This is a genomic window from Dyella sp. CR10 (genome assembly GCF_055814425.1).
In genome coordinates this window covers 1,598,082-1,616,294 of record NZ_CP185986.1, presented here as the reverse complement: position 1 = coordinate 1,616,294, position 18,213 = coordinate 1,598,082, and the positions used below count along the sequence as shown (strand labels likewise).

Below are 18,213 nucleotides of genomic sequence, written 5' to 3'. Positions count from 1 at the left end.
CGGCCCGGTTTTGTATCGGCATGTATCCGCCGGCCGCCCCGACACACGGCGATGCATTCGCGCGCGATCCGGGACATATCGCCGATACGCACAGCGGTTCTCCTGGATGCACCGGCCAACGGGCCGTCCATCCCATGCTTCCCGAGGAGACCTCCCATGCGCACCCTGCCGATCCTCGCCATCGCCCTGATGGCCGCCGCCCCCGCCTTCGCCGCCACGCCCGTGATGGCGCGGGCAGGCACGACCCACATTGTCCTGACCACCGGCACCGCCGCTCCGCGTGTCGCCCGCGACCTGTCGACGCGCGCCAACGACACTGTGTCGATGCGGACGACGCGCGCCGCTGCCGCGGATGCCTCCCGCAGCGACGACATCGACTACCCCTCCCAGATCGGCCCGGAAGGCCCCCGCGCTTCGCGCTGATCCGCCCCATCGCACGATTCGCCATCACCAGGAGAAGGCATATGTCCCACCTCGTCGATCAGCACCGCCGCAACTTCCTCGGCACCGCGGCCCTGGGCCTCGCCGCCGCGTCCCTCAGCCGCCTGGCGTTCGCCGGCGCGGACGAAGGCCAGGCGACGAAACCGGCCCGGCCCGCCGGCGCCTCGCATACGCCAGCCTCGTTCGCCGCGCTGAAGCGGATCGATGCCGGCGACCTCAGCGTCGCCTACGCCGAAGAAGGCCCGCAGGATGGTCAGCCGGTGTTGCTGCTGCACGGCTGGCCCTACGACATCCACGCTTTCGCCGAGGTCGCACCGATCCTCGCAGCAGCGGGCTACCGGGTGATCGTGCCTTACCTGCGAGGCTACGGCGGCACGCGCTTCCGTTCGGCGGAAACGCCGCGCAACGGCCAGCAGGCCGCGCTGGCGACCGACGGCATCGCGCTGCTGGATGCACTGAAGATCGACCGCGCCATCGTCGCCGGCTTCGACTGGGGCGCGCGCACGGCCGACATCATGGCCGCACTGTGGCCGCAGCGCTGCAAGGCGCTGGTGTCGGTGAGCGGCTATCTGATCGGCAGCCAGGAGGCCAATCGCGCGCCGCTGCCGCCCAAGGCCGAGCTGCAATGGTGGTACCAGTTCTACTTCGCCACCGAGCGCGGCGAGGCCGGCTATGCAAAGTACACGCACGATTTCGCGCGGCTGATCTGGGAACTGGCTTCGCCCAAGTGGGCTTTCGACGATGCCACCTTCGCGCGCTCCGCGGAGGCCTTCGACAACCCCGATCACGTCGCCGTGTCCATCCACAATTACCGCTGGCGCCTGGGCCTGGCCCAGGGCGAAGCGAAGTACGACGCGCTGGAAGCGCAACTCGCCGCGCAGCCGTCCATCGCCGTCCCGGCCATCACCCTGGAAGGCGACGCCAACGGGGCGCCGCATCCGGACCCGTCCGCCTACGCCAAGCGCTTCACCGGGCGCTACGAGCACCGCCAGATCAGCGGCGGCATCGGCCACAACCTGCCGCAGGAAGCACCGCGCGCGTTCGCGCAGGCGGTGATCGATGTGGACCGGTTTTGATGGGGTGTGCTGACGGCGCGCGCCGACGACATGGGAGACGGACGATGAAACGCTTATTCGCACTTGGCGCCGGCATCGCGCTGGCATCCGCGGCGCTCGCGGCGGGCCTGCATGGCGGTATCGCCTCGCCACCGGCCGACGTCTCGCCGATCTACGGCGTCGCCCTGCCCGACGGCTATCGCCAATGGGAGCTGATCGCGCCGGCGCTGGAAGACGCGCCGCTGGACGAAATCCGCGCCGTCGTCGGCAACAAGACGGCGGTGGATGCCTATCGCGCCGGGCGCCTGCCGTTTCCCGACGGGTCGATCCTGGTCAAACTCGCCTGGAAGCGGCAGCGTTCGGCGGCCTTTCCCTCCGCGACCGTGCCGGGCGCGGCCACCACGGTGCAGGTCATGGTGAAGGACTCGCGCCGCTATGCGGCGAGCGGCGGCTGGGGCTATGGCCGCTTCGTCGCCGGCAAACCGGTGGACGAAGCGCAGCATCGCACGTGCCTGGGCTGCCACCAGGCGCGCGCGAACGGACACGACGATGTGTTCACTCGCTACGCGCTCTGATGCCGGCGCGGCACGCCACCCTGCATTGCCTCCACTTTGCCTTGCGCCGCGCATGCCTTCGCCGCCGCGCCGCGGCGCCGACGCTTTATCGTGCCGGCTTCTCCGCGATGGCCGCCGAAGGAACCCTCGATGCAAGCGACCCTCAGAAACGGCACGGGCAATGGTTGGGGCAGCGGCCTGCTGGGCGTGGTGATCTTCAGTGGCTCTCTGCCTGCCACGCGGGTCGCCGTGGCGAGCTTCTCGCCATGGTTCCTCACCTGCGCGCGGGCAGTGATCGCGGCGCTGCTCGGCCTGCTGTTGCTGGTGCTGTGGCGCCAGAAGCGCCCCTCGCGCGCGGACCTGCCGTCGCTGGCGATCGTGGCGCTGGGCGTCGTGCTGGGATTTCCGCTGCTGACCGCGCTGGCTCTGCAACACATCACCTCGGCGCACTCGATCGTTTTCATTGGCCTGCTGCCGCTGGCCACCGCCCTGTTCGGCGTGTTGCGCGGCGCGGAGCTGCCCAAGCCGGCGTTCTGGTTGTTCGCCGGGCTCGGCGGCCTGGCCGTCGCCTCGTTCGCCTTCTCGCGCGGCGGCACCGTCTCGCTGCAAGGCGACCTGCTGATGATCGGCGCGGTGCTGCTGTGCGGCCTGGGCTATGCCGAAGGCGCCACGCTGTCGCGTCGTCTCGGCGGCTGGCAGGTGATTTCATGGGCTCTGGCGCTGTCGCTGCCCGTGACGGCCGCCATCGCGCTGGCCACGCTGCCGGCCAGCTGGACTGCGATCGATGCGCCGGCCTGGATCGGCCTGGCCTACGTATCGGTATTCAGCATGCTGGTCGGCTTCGTGTTCTGGTACCGCGGCCTCGCGCTCGGAGGAATCGCCGGCGTCGGGCAGCTGCAATTGCTGCAACCGTTGCTCGGGTTGGCGCTGGCCGGCCTGCTGCTGCGCGAGCCGGTGGCGTGGAGCATGGTCGCGGTGACCGTATGGGTGGTGGGGTGCGTGGCGGGCGCGAAGCGGTTCGCGTAGCCCGGATCGGACGCAAGGAAGCCCGCTCCGCCCGAACCCTCAGCCCAAGCCGCGCGCCATCGCCTCGTTCAGCGCGTCGTCTAGCCGGTCGTTGCCCCAATACATGTCCGTGCCGACGAAGAACATCGGCGCGCCGAAGATCCGCCTCGCCTGCGCCTCTTCCGTCCGCGCGCGCAAGCGCTGCTTCACCGCATCGCCGGCGGCTTGGCGCAACACCTCGTCCACCGCCACGCCCAGGCCTTGCAGCGCCTCGCTCACGGCTTGCGGGTTGTCGATATCGCGGTCTTCGGCGAAGTTCATCCGCATCATCCGCCGGCAGTATTCGCCCATCCATGGCTGCTCCTCGCCCAGCAGGGCGACGCGCATCGGCAGCAGCGCGCGGCGCGGAAACTGGCTGGGCTGGCGCCACGGCAGACCGTACTTGCGGCATTGGCGCGCCATGTCCTGCCAGACGTATTCGCCCTTGGCCTGTTGCAGCACGAAGGGCGAGTTGTCCCAGCCCATCGCCTTGAAGATCGGACCGAGCAGGAACGGGCGCCATGCCACGCGCTCGCCGCGGCGCTGCGCCTCCTGTTCGATGCGCATCACGGACAGATAGCTGTAATTGCTGCCGAACTCGAACCAGCACTCGATCATGGCCTTCTCCACGGGGATTCATCGAACAACACCAGGCAGCGCGCCTCGATGCTCAGGCGCGGCGGCGCATCTGCCGGCGCGTCAGGGTGGGCGAAGGCGGCGTGCGGCACGAAGCGCGCGACGCCGCTCAGGCGCGAGTCGTACTGCTTGAACACCAGCGCCTCGTGCCGGTCCATGCCGGGGTAGTACCACCAGCGATGGCGCCGCGCGTGCGCCAGCACGTAGATCTCGCCGTTGCGCCGCGGATAGCGCACTTGCGCCTCGACCAGGTCCGACGCGTCGACGCTGCGCGCGTCGCACACCGCCAGCGGCGTATCCAGCACCGGGCCGCGCAGCGAACGCCACACGTTGACGATGCAGTAGCGCGGCGTGGCGCGTTGGCCGAACTCCTCGCCCAGCACCAGGCCCGGACGCCAGCGACCGGAGCGCTCGGTGTAGTCGTTGTGGATGCGCGCGTTCGGCGCCGCGGTCTGGCCGCGTGCGGAGCGGCCGAAATCGAGCGCGCGCCGGTCCGGCGCGCGTTCGCGCACCAAGTGATCGAACACGTACACGCGCTGGCCGCCGGTGACGCCCAGGACCAGTTGTTCGAGTTCGGGGTAATACACGCGATAGATCTGTTCTTCGTCGCGATGGTCGCGCAAGCCGGTCGGCGCATCCCACAGCTCGAAGCCTTCGCGATGCACCGAGGGACGCTGGCTCGCATGGCGCGCATCGCCGATCTCGGTCAGGCGCTCGTCGTAACGCACGTTCTCCCAGGGCTCGCCCGGCGGCGGCTCGAACGCGTAATGCACGGGTGCGCCCTCGCCTTCCGCGAGATAGCTCAACGACGCGCGGATGACGGGCGGCGCCGATGTAGCGACGGCGGCATACGGAACGGACATGGCGGCTCCCCAAAGTGGCGGGAGCGCCATTGGGCGCCGACGTGGCGCACAGGACAAACGCAAGCTGCGCCGTCTTCGCATGCACGTCGCGCATGCGAAGACGGGGGCGTCACGAGGCCCCGGCCTCCTGCATCAACCACGCCACCACCGCGCGCACCGCATGACGCGGCGAAGCCTCGGCGCGCAACAGCCAGTAGGCATGATCCGTGCCCAGCGGCGGGCGCGGCGTGTCCAGCACCCGCAGGCGCTTCTCCTCCAGCCATGACCGCAGCAACGGCAGCCGCCCCAGCGCGATGCCCTGCCCGGCCGCCGCGGCAAGCACGGCCTGGTCGTACTGGTTGAAGCGCAGCATGGCCTTGGGCCGCGGCCGCCAGCCGCGCGCCGCCAGCCACGGTTGCCATTGCAGCCAGGGGCGTTGCGCATCCTCGTATTCGAGCAGCACCTGTCCGTCCAGATCAGCAGCCGAACGCATGCGTCCCGAGCCGGGCGCCGGGCGCGCCACCGGCGCCACGTGCTCGTCGAACAAATGGGTGGCGCCCGCCGGCGCATCGGCGCGGGCGCAGTAGCGGATCGCCAGGTCCACGTTCTCCGCGCGCAGGTCCACCAGCCGGTTGCCGGCTGCCACGCGCAGGTCGATGCCGGGATGCTGCTGCTGGAAGCGGCCCATGCGCGGCAGCAGCCACAGGCCGGTGACGCCGATGCTGGCGCTCACCGTCACCGGCCGCCGCGCGACCGGCGGCGCCACGCTGGCGACGGTCTCCTGCAGCTGGCGCAAGGCCAGGTCGGCGCTGCGGAACAATCGCGCGCCTTCCTCGGTAAACGCCACGGAACGATGGCCGCGCAACAGCAACCGCACGCCCAGGCGCCGTTCCAGCGCCTGCACCTGTCGGCTCACCGCGGATTGGGTCAGGCACAGTTCTTCGGCGGCGAGCGTGATGCTCATGCGCCGCCCCACCGCGACGAAACCGCGCAGCGGCTCCATCAGGCCGTTGAGGGAAAGCAGACTGTCAGACATGCGCCGTCCTCATGCGAGGCGGCCAGCCTAGCCACGGCACGCGCGAGCGGCAAGGCGCGCAAGACAAGAGGCCCGATTGATCTGGGTCAACCGCCCATCCCCGCCGTGATGCGCACACTATCGACGAACGCCACCTCACCGTCATGGATGCCGTATGCCGATGTTTCCGCGGCGCACGCGCGGAGCGTCGCCGATCTTGACCGCCCTCCTGCCGCGATGCCTCGGCCTGCTGCTGGCATGCGCGCCGTGCCCGACCCTGCATGCCCAAGCGCCCAGCGTGGCGATCCTGGTCTACCACCGCTTCGCCGACCACGTGAACGACAGCATGACCGTGCGCACGTCCACCTTCGAGGCGCAGCTGGCCTGGCTGCGCGCGCACGGCTATCGCTGCGTCCCGCTGCGCGACGTCCTGGCCTGGCTGCGCGATCCGGCAGCCGAGCTGCCGCCCAGGTCGGTAGCACTCACCGCCGACGACGGACATCGCTCGGTCTACGACGTGCTGGCGCCGATCGCACGGCGCGATCATCTGCCGGTGACGCTGTTCATCTACCCGTCGGCCATCAGCAACGCCTCCTACGCGATGACCTGGCAGCAGTTGCGCGAGTTGCGCGCCACCGGCCTGTTCGACGTGCAATCGCATACGTACTGGCACCCGAACTTCCACGTCGAACGCCGCCGTCGCGGCGATGCCGATTACCAGGCGTTCGTCGACACGCAGCTGATCCGCTCGAAAGAAAAGCTCCAGCAGGAGCTGGGCAGCGCGGTCGATCAGCTGGCGTGGCCCTTCGGCATCGACGATGCGCAGCTGCGCGACCGGGCCGTACTGGCCGGCTATGTCGCCGGCTTCACGCTGGAAGCGCGACCGGTGCGCCGCGGCGACACGGTCATGGCCTTGCCGCGCTTCCTCATCACGGACGCCGTTACGCCGGCCGTCCTGGGCCGCTTGCTGGGCGAACGGGACGCACCCCGCGCATCGACGGGCTCGCCATGAATATCAAGGTCATCGCGCTATGGCTGCTTGGCGTCACCACCGTGGCGATGGCGCAGTCACCCTATGGCACGGTCATCGATCAGGTGACCCGTTTGCCGGTGCCGGGTGCGATCGTCATCGTGGACGGGGCCGAGCACCGTGCCGGTGACGACGGTACGTTCGCGCTGCCTGCCGGCACGCGGGAGGTGCTGGCCCGTGCGCCGGGCTATCGCCGCGCGGCGCTGCCGCTACCGGCCGATGCCGCCTCACCGGTGATCGAGCTGGCTCCATACCGCCCCAAGGCCGTGTATCTGTCCGCCTACGGCATCGCCACCGCGTCACTGCGCAACGCGGCGCTCGCCTTGAAAGACAGCAACGGCATCGACGCTCTGGTCATCGATCTGAAGAACGATCGCGGCCAGACACCCTATCCCAGCGGCGCCCGCGAAGCGGCGGGCGCCGCCCGCTACGCGCCGCCGTTGCCGCGTACCGGTCTGGACAGCCTGCTTGCCGAACTGCACCGGCAGGGCTTCTACCTCATCGCGCGCATCGTCGTGTTCAAGGATGACCCGCTGGCCTCGGCCCATCCCGAATGGGCCGTGCACGACGCCAGGGGCGGCCGCTGGGAGGATCGCGAACACCTGCAATGGGTCGATCCTTTCATCCCGGCCGTGTGGGAGCACAACCTGGCGCTCGCGGAGGAGGCGGCGGCCATGGGCTTCGATGAAATCCAATTCGACTACGTGCGCTTTCCCGATTCCGGCGCGCCGCATTTCTCGCAACCGAGCACGCGCGCGAGTCGCACGGAGGCGATCGAAGGCTTCCTCCGCGCCGCACGAGTGCGCCTGGTCCGCTACAACGTCTTCATCGCCGCCGACATCTTCGGCTACGTGTGCTGGAACGCCGACGACACGGCCATCGGACAGCAGCTGGAGAGCCTTGCGCCGTTGCTGGATTACGTCTCGCCGATGCTCTACCCCTCCGGCTTCACGTGGGGCCTGCCCGGGCAGCCCGACCCCATGCTCGATCCCGGCCGTATCGTCACCCGCTCGCTGGCCTCGGCAAGACAGCGGACCGGCCTGCCCGGCCCGCGCTTCCGGCCCTGGCTGCAAGCCTTTCGGGATTACGCTTTCGACAAGCGCGAGTTCGGCGCGCTCCAGATCGCGGCGCAGATACGGGCTGCCGAGGCGCAAGACAGCGACGGCTGGATGTTGTGGAATCCGCGCAACCGCTATGCGCCGGACACCCTGCCCGGCCGCGACGAGGATGTCGTGCCATGACGCACCGAGCCCATGCGCGCCGCGATCGTGTCGCCGGGACATCGTTTCTCGGAGGTGATGCATGAACGACGACGCCAAGGCCACGCCGCGCATGATCCGCAACCAGGTGTTCGACGACATCGCCATCGGCGACAGCGCGTCCATCGAACGCACCCTGGCCGCCGCGGACCTGCACGCATTCACCGCATGGTCCGGCGAGGCGGACGCCGTCGATGCCGGCAGCGGCCACGACCTGATCGCGCCCGGCCTGTGGGCCGCCAGCCTGATTGCCGCCGTGCTCGACACACGGCTGCCCGGCCCGGGAACCGCTTACTTCGGACAGACACTGCATTTCCGCGCGCCGGTGCGCATCGGAGACAGCCTGCACGCGCGCGTGGAAGTCATCGCCCGCGACACGACCGAGCAGCGCGTGACGCTCGCTTGCGCCTGCATCAACCAGGACGGAACCATCGTCATCGACGGCGAGGCGCAGGTGATCGCGCCGGCCGCGCACATCGAACAGCCGAGCATCGCGCTCCCCACGCAGGGCCTGACCGATGGCATCGGCAAGCCGCTGCTGGAGCGTGCGCGCCCACTTGGCCCGGTGCGCGTGGCGGTGGTGCACCCGTGCGACGAATCCAGCCTCTCGGCGGTGTTCGAAGCGATGCGTGCCGGGCTGATCGAGCCGCTGCTGGTGGCGCCCCGGGCCCGGCTCGAAGCCGTCGCGCGCGCGGCCGGCCTCGATTTGTCGGGCTTGCCGATCGAGGACGTACCGCACAGCCACGCTGCCGCCGCGCGCGCCGTGGTGCTGGCTGGTGCCTGCAAGGTCGAGGCGCTGATGAAAGGCTGCCTGCATACCGACGAGCTGATGAGTGCGGTGCTGGCGCACGGGTCCCCGCTGCGCACCGAGCGACGCGCCTCGCATTGCTATCTGATGCAGACGCCCGCCTATCCGCGTCCTTTCATCATCACCGACGCGGCGATCAACATTGCGCCGGACCTCGGCGCCAAGGCCGACATCGTGCGCAACGCGATCGAACTGGCGCGCATTATCGGCGTGGACCATCCGCGCGTGGCGATCCTCGCGGCGGTAGAGACGATCAACGCGCGCATGCCCGCCACGCTGGACGCCGCCGCGCTGTGCAAGATGGCCGACCGCGGCCAGATCGCCGGCGCCACGCTCGACGGCCCGCTGGCCTTCGACAATGCGATCTCGGCCGCGGCCGCGCGCATCAAGGGCATCGCCTCGCCGGTCGCCGGCATGGCGGATGTGCTGGTGGTGCCGGATCTGGAAAGCGGAAACATGCTGGCCAAACAGCTCGAATACCTTGGTGGCGCCTCCAGCGCCGGCCTCGTGATGGGGGCGCGCGTACCGATCGTACTGACCAGTCGCGCCGATACGAGCCAGACGCGCACGGCATCTTGCGCGCTGGCGGCGCTGGTAGCGCATCGCTACCGCGAGGTCAGACCATGAGCGGCCAGGTGGCGGTGTTCAACGGCGGCTCGTCCAGTATCAAGTTCGCCCTGTTCGACGCATCCCGCCCGCCACCGCGCACGCCGACGTGGAGCGGACAGATCGACGGCATCGGCGCCAAGGCGGCTTATCGGGACAGCGACGGCACCAGCACGCCGCTCGAACTGGATACGGACGCTCCATCTCACGCCGCACTGGCTCATATCCGCGAACGCCTGCGCGATCGACTGCGTGGCGGACGGCCGGCGGCCTTCGCGCACCGCGTCGTGCATGGCGGCGCCAGGTATGTCCGCCCTGTGCGCATCGACGCGCAGGTGCTGTCTGACCTGCGTTCCTATGTTCCGCTTGCGCCGCTGCACCAGCCGTTTGCGCTGGAGGTGATCGAGCTGCTGCTGCGCGAGCATCCGGACGTGCCTCAGGCGGCCAGCTTCGACACTGCCTTCCATCACACCCTGCCCGCGGTGGAAACGGCGCTGCCGCTGCCGCAAGACGCGCGTGAGCAGGGTTTGCGCCGCTACGGCTTCCACGGCCTCTCGTACGCCTACCTCGCGGTCGCACTGGCCGAGCGCTATGGCGACCGCTCGCGCGGCCGCACGATCTGCGCGCACCTGGGCTGCGGCGCCAGTCTGTGCGCCATGGACGATCTGCGCAGCGTCGCCACCACCATGGGTTTCTCCGCCCTGGACGGACTGATGATGGGCACGCGCTGCGGCGCACTGGATCCTGGCGCGGTGCTGTACCTGCTGGAGAGCCGGAAACTGGATGCCCACGCGCTGGGCCAGTTGCTCTATCACCGCTCGGGCCTCCTTGGCGTTTCCGGCGTCTCCGCCGATCCGCGCGAACTGTTGCCGCGCGAACAGAGCGACGAGCGGGTTGCCCTCGCGCTGGCGCTCTATGTGCGGCGCATCGTGCGGGAGATCGGTGCGCTGGCGGCGGTGCTCGGCGGACTGGACTTGCTGGTATTCAGTGCGGGCATCGGCGAGCACAACGCGGTGATCCGCGAGCGGGTGTGCCGGGACCTGCGGTATCTGGGTATTGCGCTGGACGAAACGGCGAATGCGGCGAACGCGTTCACTGTTTCCGCACCGGCCAGCCGCGTGATCGTCGGCGTCGAACCTACCAACGAAGCATGGATCGCGGCACGCGACGCCATGGCACTGCTCTAGTCGCGGCGCATCGGCTCGTCACTCGGTGTGATGCTTGCCGCAACCCAGGCATCGCCGATACGGCCCCCATCGCCCCTCCCGCACGCGTCCGAGCAGGCAGCCGCATACATAGCAGGCATGGCCGCGTCCGCGCCGCCAGCGCAACAACCGCCCCGCCTGCACCGCGTACAGCGCGACGCTTGCCGCGCCGCCGGCGACGATCAGATAGGAAGGCAGGCTCGGCGCCAGAACTGGCCCGCCGGCGAGCCGCGGCAGGCCGAGCACCGCCTCGGCCGCCCAGGCGAACATGGCGCCGCACAGCGCGGGCAGCAGGCAGGGCGCCATCAGGCGCAGGCACATCCGGTCGACGTAGGACATGGCGGGCTCTCCATGGACGAGCCCGCAAGCGTGGCGCGGCCTGATCTCAGGACCTGAGACCACGACGAACGATGGCCCCCGAGCGCCTTGTCCATGGCCCTGCGGCGCTTTGGCGCGGCACGCCATGATCTGGATCAGCGTGCAACTCGGCGCGTTCCTCCACGATGAGGCAATGCGCTCCTCTACTCACGCCTCGCGCACGCCTGCTGGCGCGATTCTCCTCGGCGTTATCGCCGCCGTTGCGCCCATCGTCGTCCCTGCCGCCGACGCCGATGCCGCCTTCCGCCAGCGCATCGCCGCCTGCACGTCCTGCCACGGCGAACGCGGCGAGGGCTTCGACGGCGCGGATGCCGCCCCGCGCCTGGCGGGCAAGCCCGCGGCGTATCTCGCGTTGCAGCTGCGCTACTTCCAGAGCGGGCAGCGCCGCCACGCCACGATGTCTTACATGGTGCGCTACCTCGATCCGGACTACCTGCGCGCCATGGCCGACTACTTCGCGCGCCAGGACGTACCCTACCCGCATACCGCCTCGCCGGCGGCCACGGACGATGCGATGCGTCGCGGCGAGCAACTGGTCCGACGCGGCGACGGCACTCGCGGCCTGCCTTCCTGCGTGAGCTGCCACGGCACGAAACTCAGTGGCGTGCAGCCGCTGATTCCCGGCCTCGCCGGACTCTCCACCGACTACCTCCAGGCGCAGCTGCAGGCCTGGCGCAAGCATGTGCGCGGCGCGCGCGAACCCGATTGCATGGCGGTGGTAGCCAACCGCATGCAGGCGTCGGACGTGCAAGCGGTGGCCGCGTGGCTCGCCTCGCGCGAGACGCCGGCAACGGCGGAACCGGCACAGGCCCGCACGCCGGAACCGCTGCCCGGATGGTGCGTGCTCGATACGGGCACCTGACCGCAAGCCGGATTGAGACCGGCCTCGCACAAGCGACGGCCGCCCCGGCACGTTGATGGGGAATCGACGCGCCGCTCACACCCGTTTCACCGCGTCGCGCGGAACGTCGCCGCCACACAGGGGACGCGGCCGGCAAGCGCTTCTCGCGCTTTCTTTCCAGGACTGTACGCCGGCGCCATACCGGCCACTCTTCCGCCGCGTGAACCCAGCGCGCCACCGCAGCGCGCACATGGCGATCGGGCATCGCAGATCGTTGGTCACCACCGCACGGACCGTTGCGTCCGGGCATCTGTGCCCGCGCGCCATTACTCACTCGAGGAGACCTTCATGAAGACGGTGCTTGCCCACGTCATGCGCAGGAAACGCGCGTATGCCTCATTGCCCCTGTTCGACCGCCTGCGCGACGACAACCTCCCCGCGCCGGTGCGGCTCGGTTTCATGCCCGGCCTGGCGTTCTTCATCATGGCGTTCGCCGATCTCAACCGTTACGTGTTGCGGCGCGTGCCCGCGACGGACGCCCACCAGGAACGCGTGAACGCGCACACCTACGAGGACGACCACCACTGGCCGTGGTTCCTGGAAGATCTGGAGAAGCTCGGCTGGAGCCGCCTCACCACCACGACCAACGCATTGCGCGCGCTGTGGTCGGAGGAAACCCACCACAGCCGGCTGCTGATGTACGAGCTGTGCGCCATCCTTGCCGGCTGCGACAGCGCCGAGCGACTGGCCGTGATCGAAGCGATCGAGGAAACCGGCAACGTACTGTTCGCGCTGACCACGCGGATCGCCGCGACGGTGCGCGAGCAGACCGGCATCGAGCTGCGCTACATGGGCGACTTTCACTTCGCGCTCGAATCCGGGCACCTGCAGAACGGCGAGCACGCCGAGCTGGCGCGCATCGTGCTGGACGACGAGCAACGACAACGCTGCCTCGCCCTGGTCGATCGCACGTTCGACGCGTTCGCGGCCTGGACACATGAGGCAGCGCAGCTGGTCGATCGCGCGGTCGAAGCACCGGCCATCGCCGTCACTGCGTCCATCACGGGCAGCGCACGGACGGAGGTGGCGCTATGAACGCCCGCCTTCCACGCCATGACGACACGCCGGCCTACGACGTGACCTTCGGCCTGTTCGTTTACCCGGCCATGCTGGTGGCCCATCGCCTGGGCCTGTTCCGCCGGCTCGGCGAAGGGCCGTGCACGCTCGCCGAGCTGGGCGCCGCGCTCGGGCTGGATCGGCGCCCGGTCGAGGCGCTGGCCAATGCGGCCGTCGCGCTCGGCTTCGCGCAGCGCGACGGTGCGCGCTATCGCCTGACCACGCTGGGCGAGGACCTGCTGCTGGAGCACAGCCCCACCTATTTCGGCGCGTTCTGGGACCTGATGTACGACAACGCCGAAACCTACTCGGTCCAGGGCATCGAGGAAGCTTTGCGGCGCAATGCGCCCAAGGCGTACGGCGAGCGCGACATCTTCCGCACGCACGAGCAGGAACAGGAACTGGGCATGCGCTTCACCCGCGCCATGCAGAGCGTGAGCGTCACCCATGCGCCGGTGTGGCCGACGCGGCTCGACCTGGGGCCTTACAAAACCATGCTCGATATCGGCGGCGGTTCCGGCGTACATCTGAAAGGCGCGCTGGCCGCGTGGCCGCAGCTGCACGGCGTGCTGTTCGACCTGGCCGCGGTGTGCGAACTGGCCCGTTCGTTCCTGGGCGATGCGCCGCCGGGGCGCCTGGAGCTACATGCCGGCGACATGTGGAAGGATCCTTTCCCGCCGGCGGACCTGCACTTCTACTCCAACATCTTTCACGACTGGACGCCGCAGAAAGCCGCCTTCCTTGCCCGCAAGAGTTTCGAGGCCCTGCCGCCGGGCGGCAGGATCGTGCTGCACGAAGTGCTTTACCACGACGACAAGAGCGGGCCGCTGGCCGCGGCGGCATTCAGCCTGATGATGATGGGCTGGACCGAGGGCGAGCAGTACGCGCCGGGCGAACTGACGCGCGCGCTGGGCGAAGCGGGCTTCTCTTCCATCGAAGTGATACCGAGCTTCGGGCACTACAGCCTGGTGACGGGCGTGAAGGCGAAGGCTTAGCGCATCGGCGCCGGCTTCCGCGCGGGAGCCGGCGCTGCGGCATGCGCATGCGCGGCGCATCGTGTGCCGTGGATGGTCACTTCTTGCGTCACGCGCATCGCGTCTGCTCGGCCAAAAGACATAGGGCGCAGGCTCCGCAGCAGGCATGCGCAAGATGGAAGTCTCCGCGTATGGCTGCCCTTTTTCAGGTTCGCGCCGTTCTTCGCGCGGCACGTCGTGCCGATTGCCACGATCTCGGCGGCATGCTGAACATCATTCAGCGAGAAAACGTGATCTAACGCACATGCCAGCCGCATGACTGGCGCGGTGCCTGCTTATCTTCACGCGAGAGCCGAAAGGCCTCGTGTGCAAGGGGGAGGCACGGATGGAACAGATCGTCGAATGCCTGATCTGCGGCGGCCCGCAACATGGGCTGGTGCGGCGGCAAGTGTGGGATCCGCGTTACTCGATGCCGCCGGTGCTCGCCTGCGGCGATGGTCAGCTCTGCCTGGCCGGAGCGCGGCGCATGGACGGATTGGACGGAAGCCGGTTTCTGCTGCTGCATCCGCGGGCAACCGGGGCGCAGATCCTGGCGATGATGGCCGTCCTGGAGGCACAAGCGGGATTGGTCGGCGCAACGGCATCGCATTGAGCAAGGCCATGGAACGTTCGCGCCGCTCGAGGGGCAGCGCTACAAGCCGTCACCCGACGCGCCCTACGCCGGCATCTGCGCCAGCACGGCCTGGTCCATCGCGCGCATCAGTTCGGCGCGCCCATACGGCTTGGACAGGCGCACGATGTGCTCGGGCAACCCCTGCGGCGTCTCGGCATAACCGGAGGCGAGGATGGCCGGCAGTTTCGGCCACTGCGCGCGCACCTGCGCGATCAGCTCGGCGCCGGTGACTGCAGGCATCATCTGGTCGGTGATCAGCAGGTCCACCTCGACGCCGCCCAGCAGCGATGCCATTGCATCGTTGGCGGAGGACATCTCGTAGATCAAGTGTCCGATGTCCTCCAGCACCGCGGCGGTGGTGGCCAGGATCAGCGGATCGTCATCCACCAGCATCACGCGCAGCTGGCCATTGCGCGATGGTTCGTCCATGGCCGAAGGCGCGCGCTCGGCCGCTTCGCCCACCAGCGCCACCGGCAACCAGATTTCCGCGCGCGTCCCCTTGCCCGCTTCACTGCGCAACACCAGGCGTCCGCCGGTTTGCTCGGCCAGGCCATGCACCATCGACAGGCCCAGGCCGGTGCCCTTGCCTACGCCCTTGGTGGTAAAGAACGGCTCGGTCGCGCGCTCCAGCGTCGTCGCATCCATGCCCGTGCCCTGGTCCTCCACCCACAGGCAGACATAGCGGCCCGGGGGAAGGCCCACGGCGTGGCCGCTATCGATCGCCATCGACTGCGCGCCGATATCGATGCGTCCCCCGGCGGGCAATGCATCGCGCGCATTCATCACCAGATTGAGAATGGCCAGCTCCAGCTGGTTGCCATCCACCAGCACGCGCTCCAGCGCCATCGGGAAGCTCAGGTCGATGCCGATCTGCGGGCCCAGCGAGCGCTCCATCAGGCCGGCGATGTTGCGCACCAGCGGGCGCAGGTCCAGCGCGGCGGGCTTGAGCTCCTGCCGTCGCGCGAATGCCAGCATGCGCCGTGTCAGCGATGCGCCGCGCTCGGCGCCGGACAGGGCGTTCTTCAGCCAGGCCAGGCCTTGCGGATCGTGCTGCAGTTTTTTCTCCAGCAGCTCCAGGTTGCCGATGATCGCCGCCAGCAGGTTGTTGAAGTCGTGCGCCACGCCGCCGGTGAGCTGGCCGACCGCCTCCATCTTCTGCGCGTGGAATAGCGCTTCGCGCGTCTGCGCCAGCTCGCGTTCGGCTTCGCGCCTGGCGCTGATGTCGCGGGTGACCTTGGCGAAACCGATGTGGCGGCCGTCGTCGTCCAGGATGCGATCGATCACGATGTGCGCCCAGAAACGACTGCCGTCCTTGCGCACGCGCCAGCCTTCGTTCTCGAAGCGGCCCAGCCGCGCCGCGGTGGCCAGCCCCTTGGCCGGCAGGCCGGACTCGCGATCCTCCGGCGTGTAGAAAGTGGAGAAGTGCTTGCCGATGATTTCGCGCGGCGCATAACCCTTGATGCGCTGCGCGCCGACGTTCCAGCTGGAGATGTTGCCTTCGGTATCGAGCAGGTAGATGGCGTAGTCGGTGACGCCCTGGACCAGGATGCGGAACTGTTCCTCGCTGCGGCGCAGGCTCGCCTGTGCCCGCTGCCGTTCGGTGAGATCGCGCGCGAGCACGGCAAAACCCGTCGGCTGGCCGGCGTCGCCGTAGGTGGCATCCACCGCCATGCGTGCCCAGAAGCGGCCGCCATCCTTGCGGCACTGCCAGCATTCGCTTTCGTGGCGGCCCTCGTCGCGGGCCTGGGCGAGCATGCGCGCCGGCAGGCCGGCCTCGCGATCCTCCGCCAGGAAGAAGGTCTCGAAGTTCGCGCCCAGGATCTCCTCGGCCGCGTAGCCTTCGCAGCGCTCCGCCCCCTGGTTCCAGCTGCGCACCGCTCCGTCGGTGTCCAGCGTGTAGATGGCGTAATCGGTGTGCGGGTTCACTAGCGGTCTGTCGGTATTCTCTGCGGAATAGAGGGGTAACACCTGCGGGCCACTCGAAAACGACGAGGGCACTCACGCATGGCGCCGCCGGGCAGGCCGGCCGTTTTCCGGGAACGTTGGTTGGCCATCCATGGCTTTCGGCGGCCGTCCGTGCCGCGCGGCGATTCGGCGACGGGCATCGGATCGCGCGCAGGCTAAGCGGCGGCAAGTGACGACGACGTCGAGGTGGCGGGAATTGGAAAGCTGGTGCTTGCCCGGCTCCGCACCTGCACTTCCCTCATTGCGGCGCGAGCGAAGAGAACTTCGTGCAACCTCACCTCCTCTCGACCGGAAAACGGCATTCCATAGCAAACTATGCAGCGTCACCCGGAGAAATCGATGCCCGCCCTCGTCACCGCCCCGCTCATCACCTTCGACCTCGGCGAACTCGACGCCTTGCTATCCCGCGATGTCGCAGCACCGCTCCACCAGATCGTCGCGCAGCTGCGCGACCGCCTCGCCGACTACCACCGTCTCGCAGGAACCCTCGTTTCCCGCAAGAAACTGACCGCCCTCTACCAGGCCATCGTCGCCCCGCTCGACCAGGTCGAGGCCCAGGCCGCCGCGCTCGGCGCCTCGGTGGCGCCGTGGTGTCACGAAACCAGCCGCCAGATGGCCCCGCTGCGCGAAGCGATCACCGGCGAACCGACCGATAACCTGGCCTTCGACGACGACGAAAGCTGGGATGCCTGAGCCCGTCGCAAAGGCTTATTGACGAAGCCTTCACAGGCGATTTCAAAAATGCCGCTCTTGCCCGTCTTGGCTTCCGTTCAAGCGGCTTTGGGTCGGATGCGTCATGAAGGCAGCAGCAGTACGCGAGGGGTGGTTGGACGGCTTCGCCGAGGCGGCGACGCCGCGCGCAGGAGCGTTGTTGCTGCTGCATTCGTTCCGGGGACGCTGGGATTTGGGCCATGCACCGGCACCGCGCCAGGTGCGCGGCTATGCCGGTTATGTGCGGCATAGCCTGACCTGGCTACCGCAGCAGCTGCACTGGCTGCGTTTTCTCGATGGTTCCGAAGCGATGCGCCAGGCGGTGCGCGCCGATCCGGCGCTGTACGGGCGCTGGCACGGCCCGTTCGTCTCGCGCGGCCTGGACCCGATGGCGCGCCTGCGCATCCTGCAGGCCCATTACCGATTCCTGCTCGAACGCTTCCCGCCACGCCTGAGCGACAAGCTGCTGCGCGGCCACGACGTGCGGCTGGGCACGCTGCGCCTGCGCAACGGCGAGCCGGTCTATCTGCACATGCGCAAGCCGGCGGTGCGCACGATGGGCGAGCTGGGGCTGTATCTGCTCAATGGCGACAAGGAAGTGCTGTCGTCGTGCACGTTCACCTTCGGCGGCGAGGCGGGCCTGCTGATCGGCGCGATGCAGGGCGCGTGGCCGTTCCTGGGGCGCGAGCCGGTGCGCGCCTTCACCCGCGGCAGCCATGGCGTGCGGCCGAAGAATCTCCTGCTGACGCTGATGCGCGTGCTGGCGCGGCTGTACGGGATCGAGCGGCTGCGCGGCGTGTCGCGCGCAGCGCATCCGTTCGCCGCACAGATCCACGCCGATTACGACGGTTTCTGGAACGAAAACGGCGGCGTTTCCGGCGCGGAAGGCTTCTACGATCTGCCGCGCTTCGGCGCCCGGCGCGCCGTGCGGGCGCTGCCCAGCAAGCGACGCGCGGCCAGGCGGCGGCGCGAGCAGTTCCTGGATGACGCACGGGCGATCTTCCTGCGCGCCCTCGACAGCCGGCCGGGGCGCGCGCCATCCGCACGCTGGTAGCCGCCG

The 18,213-nt window shown here is 69.1% G+C and carries 19 protein-coding genes; 14 read left to right on the top strand and 5 right to left on the bottom strand.

The genetic code is table 11. From position 1 onward, the window contains the following. The first annotated feature begins 156 nt into the window (after nt 1-156). The 4 genes from ACNR9O_RS07550 to ACNR9O_RS07535 all read left to right on the top strand — a co-directional run bounded on the left by ACNR9O_RS07550 (nt 157) and on the right by ACNR9O_RS07535 (nt 3,076). Nucleotides 157-423, top strand: coding sequence for a hypothetical protein (locus tag ACNR9O_RS07550; protein ID WP_473681862.1), 267 nt, complete (start codon nt 157-159; stop codon nt 421-423). Nucleotides 424-464: 41 nt separating this feature from the next. Next, nucleotides 465-1,517, top strand: a complete 1,053-nt coding sequence (locus ACNR9O_RS07545; protein ID WP_473681863.1) for an alpha/beta fold hydrolase — start codon at nt 465-467, stop codon at nt 1,515-1,517. 44 nt (nt 1,518-1,561) lie between these two features. Further along, nucleotides 1,562-2,071: a cytochrome P460 family protein gene (locus tag ACNR9O_RS07540; protein WP_473681864.1), complete on the top strand. Its 510-nt coding sequence runs from the start codon at nt 1,562-1,564 to the stop codon at nt 2,069-2,071. A 129-nt stretch (nt 2,072-2,200) separates the two neighbouring features. After that, nucleotides 2,201-3,076, top strand: a complete 876-nt coding sequence (locus ACNR9O_RS07535; RefSeq protein ID WP_473681865.1) for a DMT family transporter — start codon at nt 2,201-2,203, stop codon at nt 3,074-3,076. A 39-nt stretch (nt 3,077-3,115) separates the two neighbouring features. Here ACNR9O_RS07535 and ACNR9O_RS07530 read toward each other — a convergent pair whose 3' ends face one another. The 3 genes from ACNR9O_RS07530 to ACNR9O_RS07520 all read right to left on the bottom strand — a co-directional run bounded on the left by ACNR9O_RS07530 (nt 3,116) and on the right by ACNR9O_RS07520 (nt 5,608). Further along, nucleotides 3,116-3,712 (bottom strand): DsbA family protein, encoded by a 597-nt coding sequence (locus ACNR9O_RS07530; RefSeq protein ID WP_473681866.1) that lies wholly within the window; start codon nt 3,710-3,712, stop codon nt 3,116-3,118. Continuing rightward, nucleotides 3,709-4,593: a CmcJ/NvfI family oxidoreductase gene (locus ACNR9O_RS07525; protein ID WP_473681867.1), complete on the bottom strand. Its 885-nt coding sequence runs from the start codon at nt 4,591-4,593 to the stop codon at nt 3,709-3,711. Before ACNR9O_RS07525 ends, ACNR9O_RS07530 begins: the two co-directional genes overlap by 4 nt. Nucleotides 4,594-4,702: 109 nt before the next feature. Next, the gene (locus ACNR9O_RS07520) at nt 4,703-5,608 is read right to left on the bottom strand and encodes a LysR substrate-binding domain-containing protein (protein ID WP_473681868.1); all 906 of its coding nucleotides are present in this window, start codon (nt 5,606-5,608) and stop codon (nt 4,703-4,705) included. 196 nt (nt 5,609-5,804) lie between these two features. Between ACNR9O_RS07520 and ACNR9O_RS07515 the strand changes: the two genes are divergently transcribed. From ACNR9O_RS07515 to ACNR9O_RS07500, 4 genes are all read left to right on the top strand, one after another. Then, complete coding sequence (locus ACNR9O_RS07515) at nt 5,805-6,599, top strand: polysaccharide deacetylase family protein (protein ID WP_473681869.1); 795 nt, start codon at nt 5,805-5,807, stop codon at nt 6,597-6,599. Continuing rightward, nucleotides 6,596-7,858, top strand: a complete 1,263-nt coding sequence (locus tag ACNR9O_RS07510; protein WP_473681870.1) for a putative glycoside hydrolase — start codon at nt 6,596-6,598, stop codon at nt 7,856-7,858. The genes ACNR9O_RS07515 and ACNR9O_RS07510 overlap by 4 nt, the downstream gene beginning before the upstream one ends. 61 nt (nt 7,859-7,919) lie before the next feature. Then, a complete protein-coding gene (locus ACNR9O_RS07505; RefSeq protein WP_473681871.1) occupies nt 7,920-9,311 on the top strand; it encodes a bifunctional enoyl-CoA hydratase/phosphate acetyltransferase in 1,392 nt (463 codons plus the stop codon). Further along, a complete protein-coding gene (locus ACNR9O_RS07500) occupies nt 9,308-10,477 on the top strand; it encodes an acetate/propionate family kinase (protein WP_473681872.1) in 1,170 nt (389 codons plus the stop codon). The genes ACNR9O_RS07505 and ACNR9O_RS07500 overlap by 4 nt, the downstream gene beginning before the upstream one ends. An 18-nt stretch (nt 10,478-10,495) precedes the next feature. On the opposite strand, the gene ACNR9O_RS07495 is transcribed toward ACNR9O_RS07500, so the two are convergent. Further along, complete coding sequence (locus tag ACNR9O_RS07495; RefSeq protein ID WP_473681873.1) at nt 10,496-10,834, bottom strand: hypothetical protein; 339 nt, start codon at nt 10,832-10,834, stop codon at nt 10,496-10,498. Nucleotides 10,835-10,958: 124 nt separating this feature from the next. On the opposite strand from ACNR9O_RS07495, the gene ACNR9O_RS07490 reads away from it, so the two are divergent. The 4 genes from ACNR9O_RS07490 (at nt 10,959) to ACNR9O_RS07475 (ending at nt 14,456) form a co-directional block, all read left to right on the top strand. Beyond that, entirely contained in the window at nt 10,959-11,735 is a 777-nt protein-coding gene (locus tag ACNR9O_RS07490) for a c-type cytochrome (protein WP_473681874.1), read from the top strand. A 327-nt stretch (nt 11,736-12,062) separates the two neighbouring features. Continuing rightward, nucleotides 12,063-12,809: a hypothetical protein gene (locus ACNR9O_RS07485; RefSeq protein ID WP_473681875.1), complete on the top strand. Its 747-nt coding sequence runs from the start codon at nt 12,063-12,065 to the stop codon at nt 12,807-12,809. Beyond that, nucleotides 12,806-13,825 carry a methyltransferase gene (locus ACNR9O_RS07480; protein ID WP_473681876.1) on the top strand — a complete coding sequence of 340 codons (1,020 nt, stop codon included), beginning with the start codon at nt 12,806-12,808 and terminating at the stop codon, nt 13,823-13,825. The genes ACNR9O_RS07485 and ACNR9O_RS07480 overlap by 4 nt, the downstream gene beginning before the upstream one ends. Nucleotides 13,826-14,189: 364 nt before the next feature. After that, entirely contained in the window at nt 14,190-14,456 is a 267-nt protein-coding gene (locus ACNR9O_RS07475; protein ID WP_473681877.1) for a hypothetical protein, read from the top strand. 63 nt (nt 14,457-14,519) lie between these two features. Here ACNR9O_RS07475 and ACNR9O_RS07470 read toward each other — a convergent pair whose 3' ends face one another. Further along, nucleotides 14,520-16,403 (bottom strand): hybrid sensor histidine kinase/response regulator, encoded by a 1,884-nt coding sequence (locus ACNR9O_RS07470; protein WP_473681878.1) that lies wholly within the window; start codon nt 16,401-16,403, stop codon nt 14,520-14,522. 378 nt (nt 16,404-16,781) lie between these two features. Between ACNR9O_RS07470 and ACNR9O_RS07465 the strand changes: the two genes are divergently transcribed. After that, nucleotides 16,782-17,135: a hypothetical protein gene (locus tag ACNR9O_RS07465; protein ID WP_473681879.1), complete on the top strand. Its 354-nt coding sequence runs from the start codon at nt 16,782-16,784 to the stop codon at nt 17,133-17,135. Between the two features lie 103 nt (nt 17,136-17,238). After that, entirely contained in the window at nt 17,239-18,207 is a 969-nt protein-coding gene (locus ACNR9O_RS07460; RefSeq protein WP_473681880.1) for a DUF535 family protein, read from the top strand. Nucleotides 18,208-18,213: the final 6 nt, after the last annotated feature.

What these genes read in the sequence shown, in the direction of transcription:
- ACNR9O_RS07525 (WP_473681867.1), bottom strand. Translation starts at nt 4,593, where the DNA reads ATGTCCGTTCCGTATGCCGCCGTCGCTACATCGGCGCCGCCCGTCATC.
- ACNR9O_RS07530 (WP_473681866.1), bottom strand. Translation starts at nt 3,712, where the DNA reads ATGATCGAGTGCTGGTTCGAGTTCGGCAGCAATTACAGCTATCTGTCC.
- ACNR9O_RS07540 (WP_473681864.1), top strand. Translation starts at nt 1,562, where the DNA reads ATGAAACGCTTATTCGCACTTGGCGCCGGCATCGCGCTGGCATCCGCG.
- ACNR9O_RS07535 (WP_473681865.1), top strand. Translation starts at nt 2,201, where the DNA reads ATGCAAGCGACCCTCAGAAACGGCACGGGCAATGGTTGGGGCAGCGGC.
- ACNR9O_RS07550 (WP_473681862.1), top strand. Translation starts at nt 157, where the DNA reads ATGCGCACCCTGCCGATCCTCGCCATCGCCCTGATGGCCGCCGCCCCC.
- ACNR9O_RS07545 (WP_473681863.1), top strand. Translation starts at nt 465, where the DNA reads ATGTCCCACCTCGTCGATCAGCACCGCCGCAACTTCCTCGGCACCGCG.
- ACNR9O_RS07460 (WP_473681880.1), top strand. Translation starts at nt 17,239, where the DNA reads ATGAAGGCAGCAGCAGTACGCGAGGGGTGGTTGGACGGCTTCGCCGAG.
- ACNR9O_RS07505 (WP_473681871.1), top strand. Translation starts at nt 7,920, where the DNA reads ATGAACGACGACGCCAAGGCCACGCCGCGCATGATCCGCAACCAGGTG.
- ACNR9O_RS07520 (WP_473681868.1), bottom strand. Translation starts at nt 5,608, where the DNA reads ATGTCTGACAGTCTGCTTTCCCTCAACGGCCTGATGGAGCCGCTGCGC.
- ACNR9O_RS07510 (WP_473681870.1), top strand. Translation starts at nt 6,596, where the DNA reads ATGAATATCAAGGTCATCGCGCTATGGCTGCTTGGCGTCACCACCGTG.
- ACNR9O_RS07495 (WP_473681873.1), bottom strand. Translation starts at nt 10,834, where the DNA reads ATGTCCTACGTCGACCGGATGTGCCTGCGCCTGATGGCGCCCTGCCTG.
- ACNR9O_RS07500 (WP_473681872.1), top strand. Translation starts at nt 9,308, where the DNA reads ATGAGCGGCCAGGTGGCGGTGTTCAACGGCGGCTCGTCCAGTATCAAG.
- ACNR9O_RS07485 (WP_473681875.1), top strand. Translation starts at nt 12,063, where the DNA reads ATGAAGACGGTGCTTGCCCACGTCATGCGCAGGAAACGCGCGTATGCC.
- ACNR9O_RS07480 (WP_473681876.1), top strand. Translation starts at nt 12,806, where the DNA reads ATGAACGCCCGCCTTCCACGCCATGACGACACGCCGGCCTACGACGTG.
- ACNR9O_RS07465 (WP_473681879.1), top strand. Translation starts at nt 16,782, where the DNA reads ATGCCCGCCCTCGTCACCGCCCCGCTCATCACCTTCGACCTCGGCGAA.
- ACNR9O_RS07490 (WP_473681874.1), top strand. Translation starts at nt 10,959, where the DNA reads ATGATCTGGATCAGCGTGCAACTCGGCGCGTTCCTCCACGATGAGGCA.
- ACNR9O_RS07475 (WP_473681877.1), top strand. Translation starts at nt 14,190, where the DNA reads ATGGAACAGATCGTCGAATGCCTGATCTGCGGCGGCCCGCAACATGGG.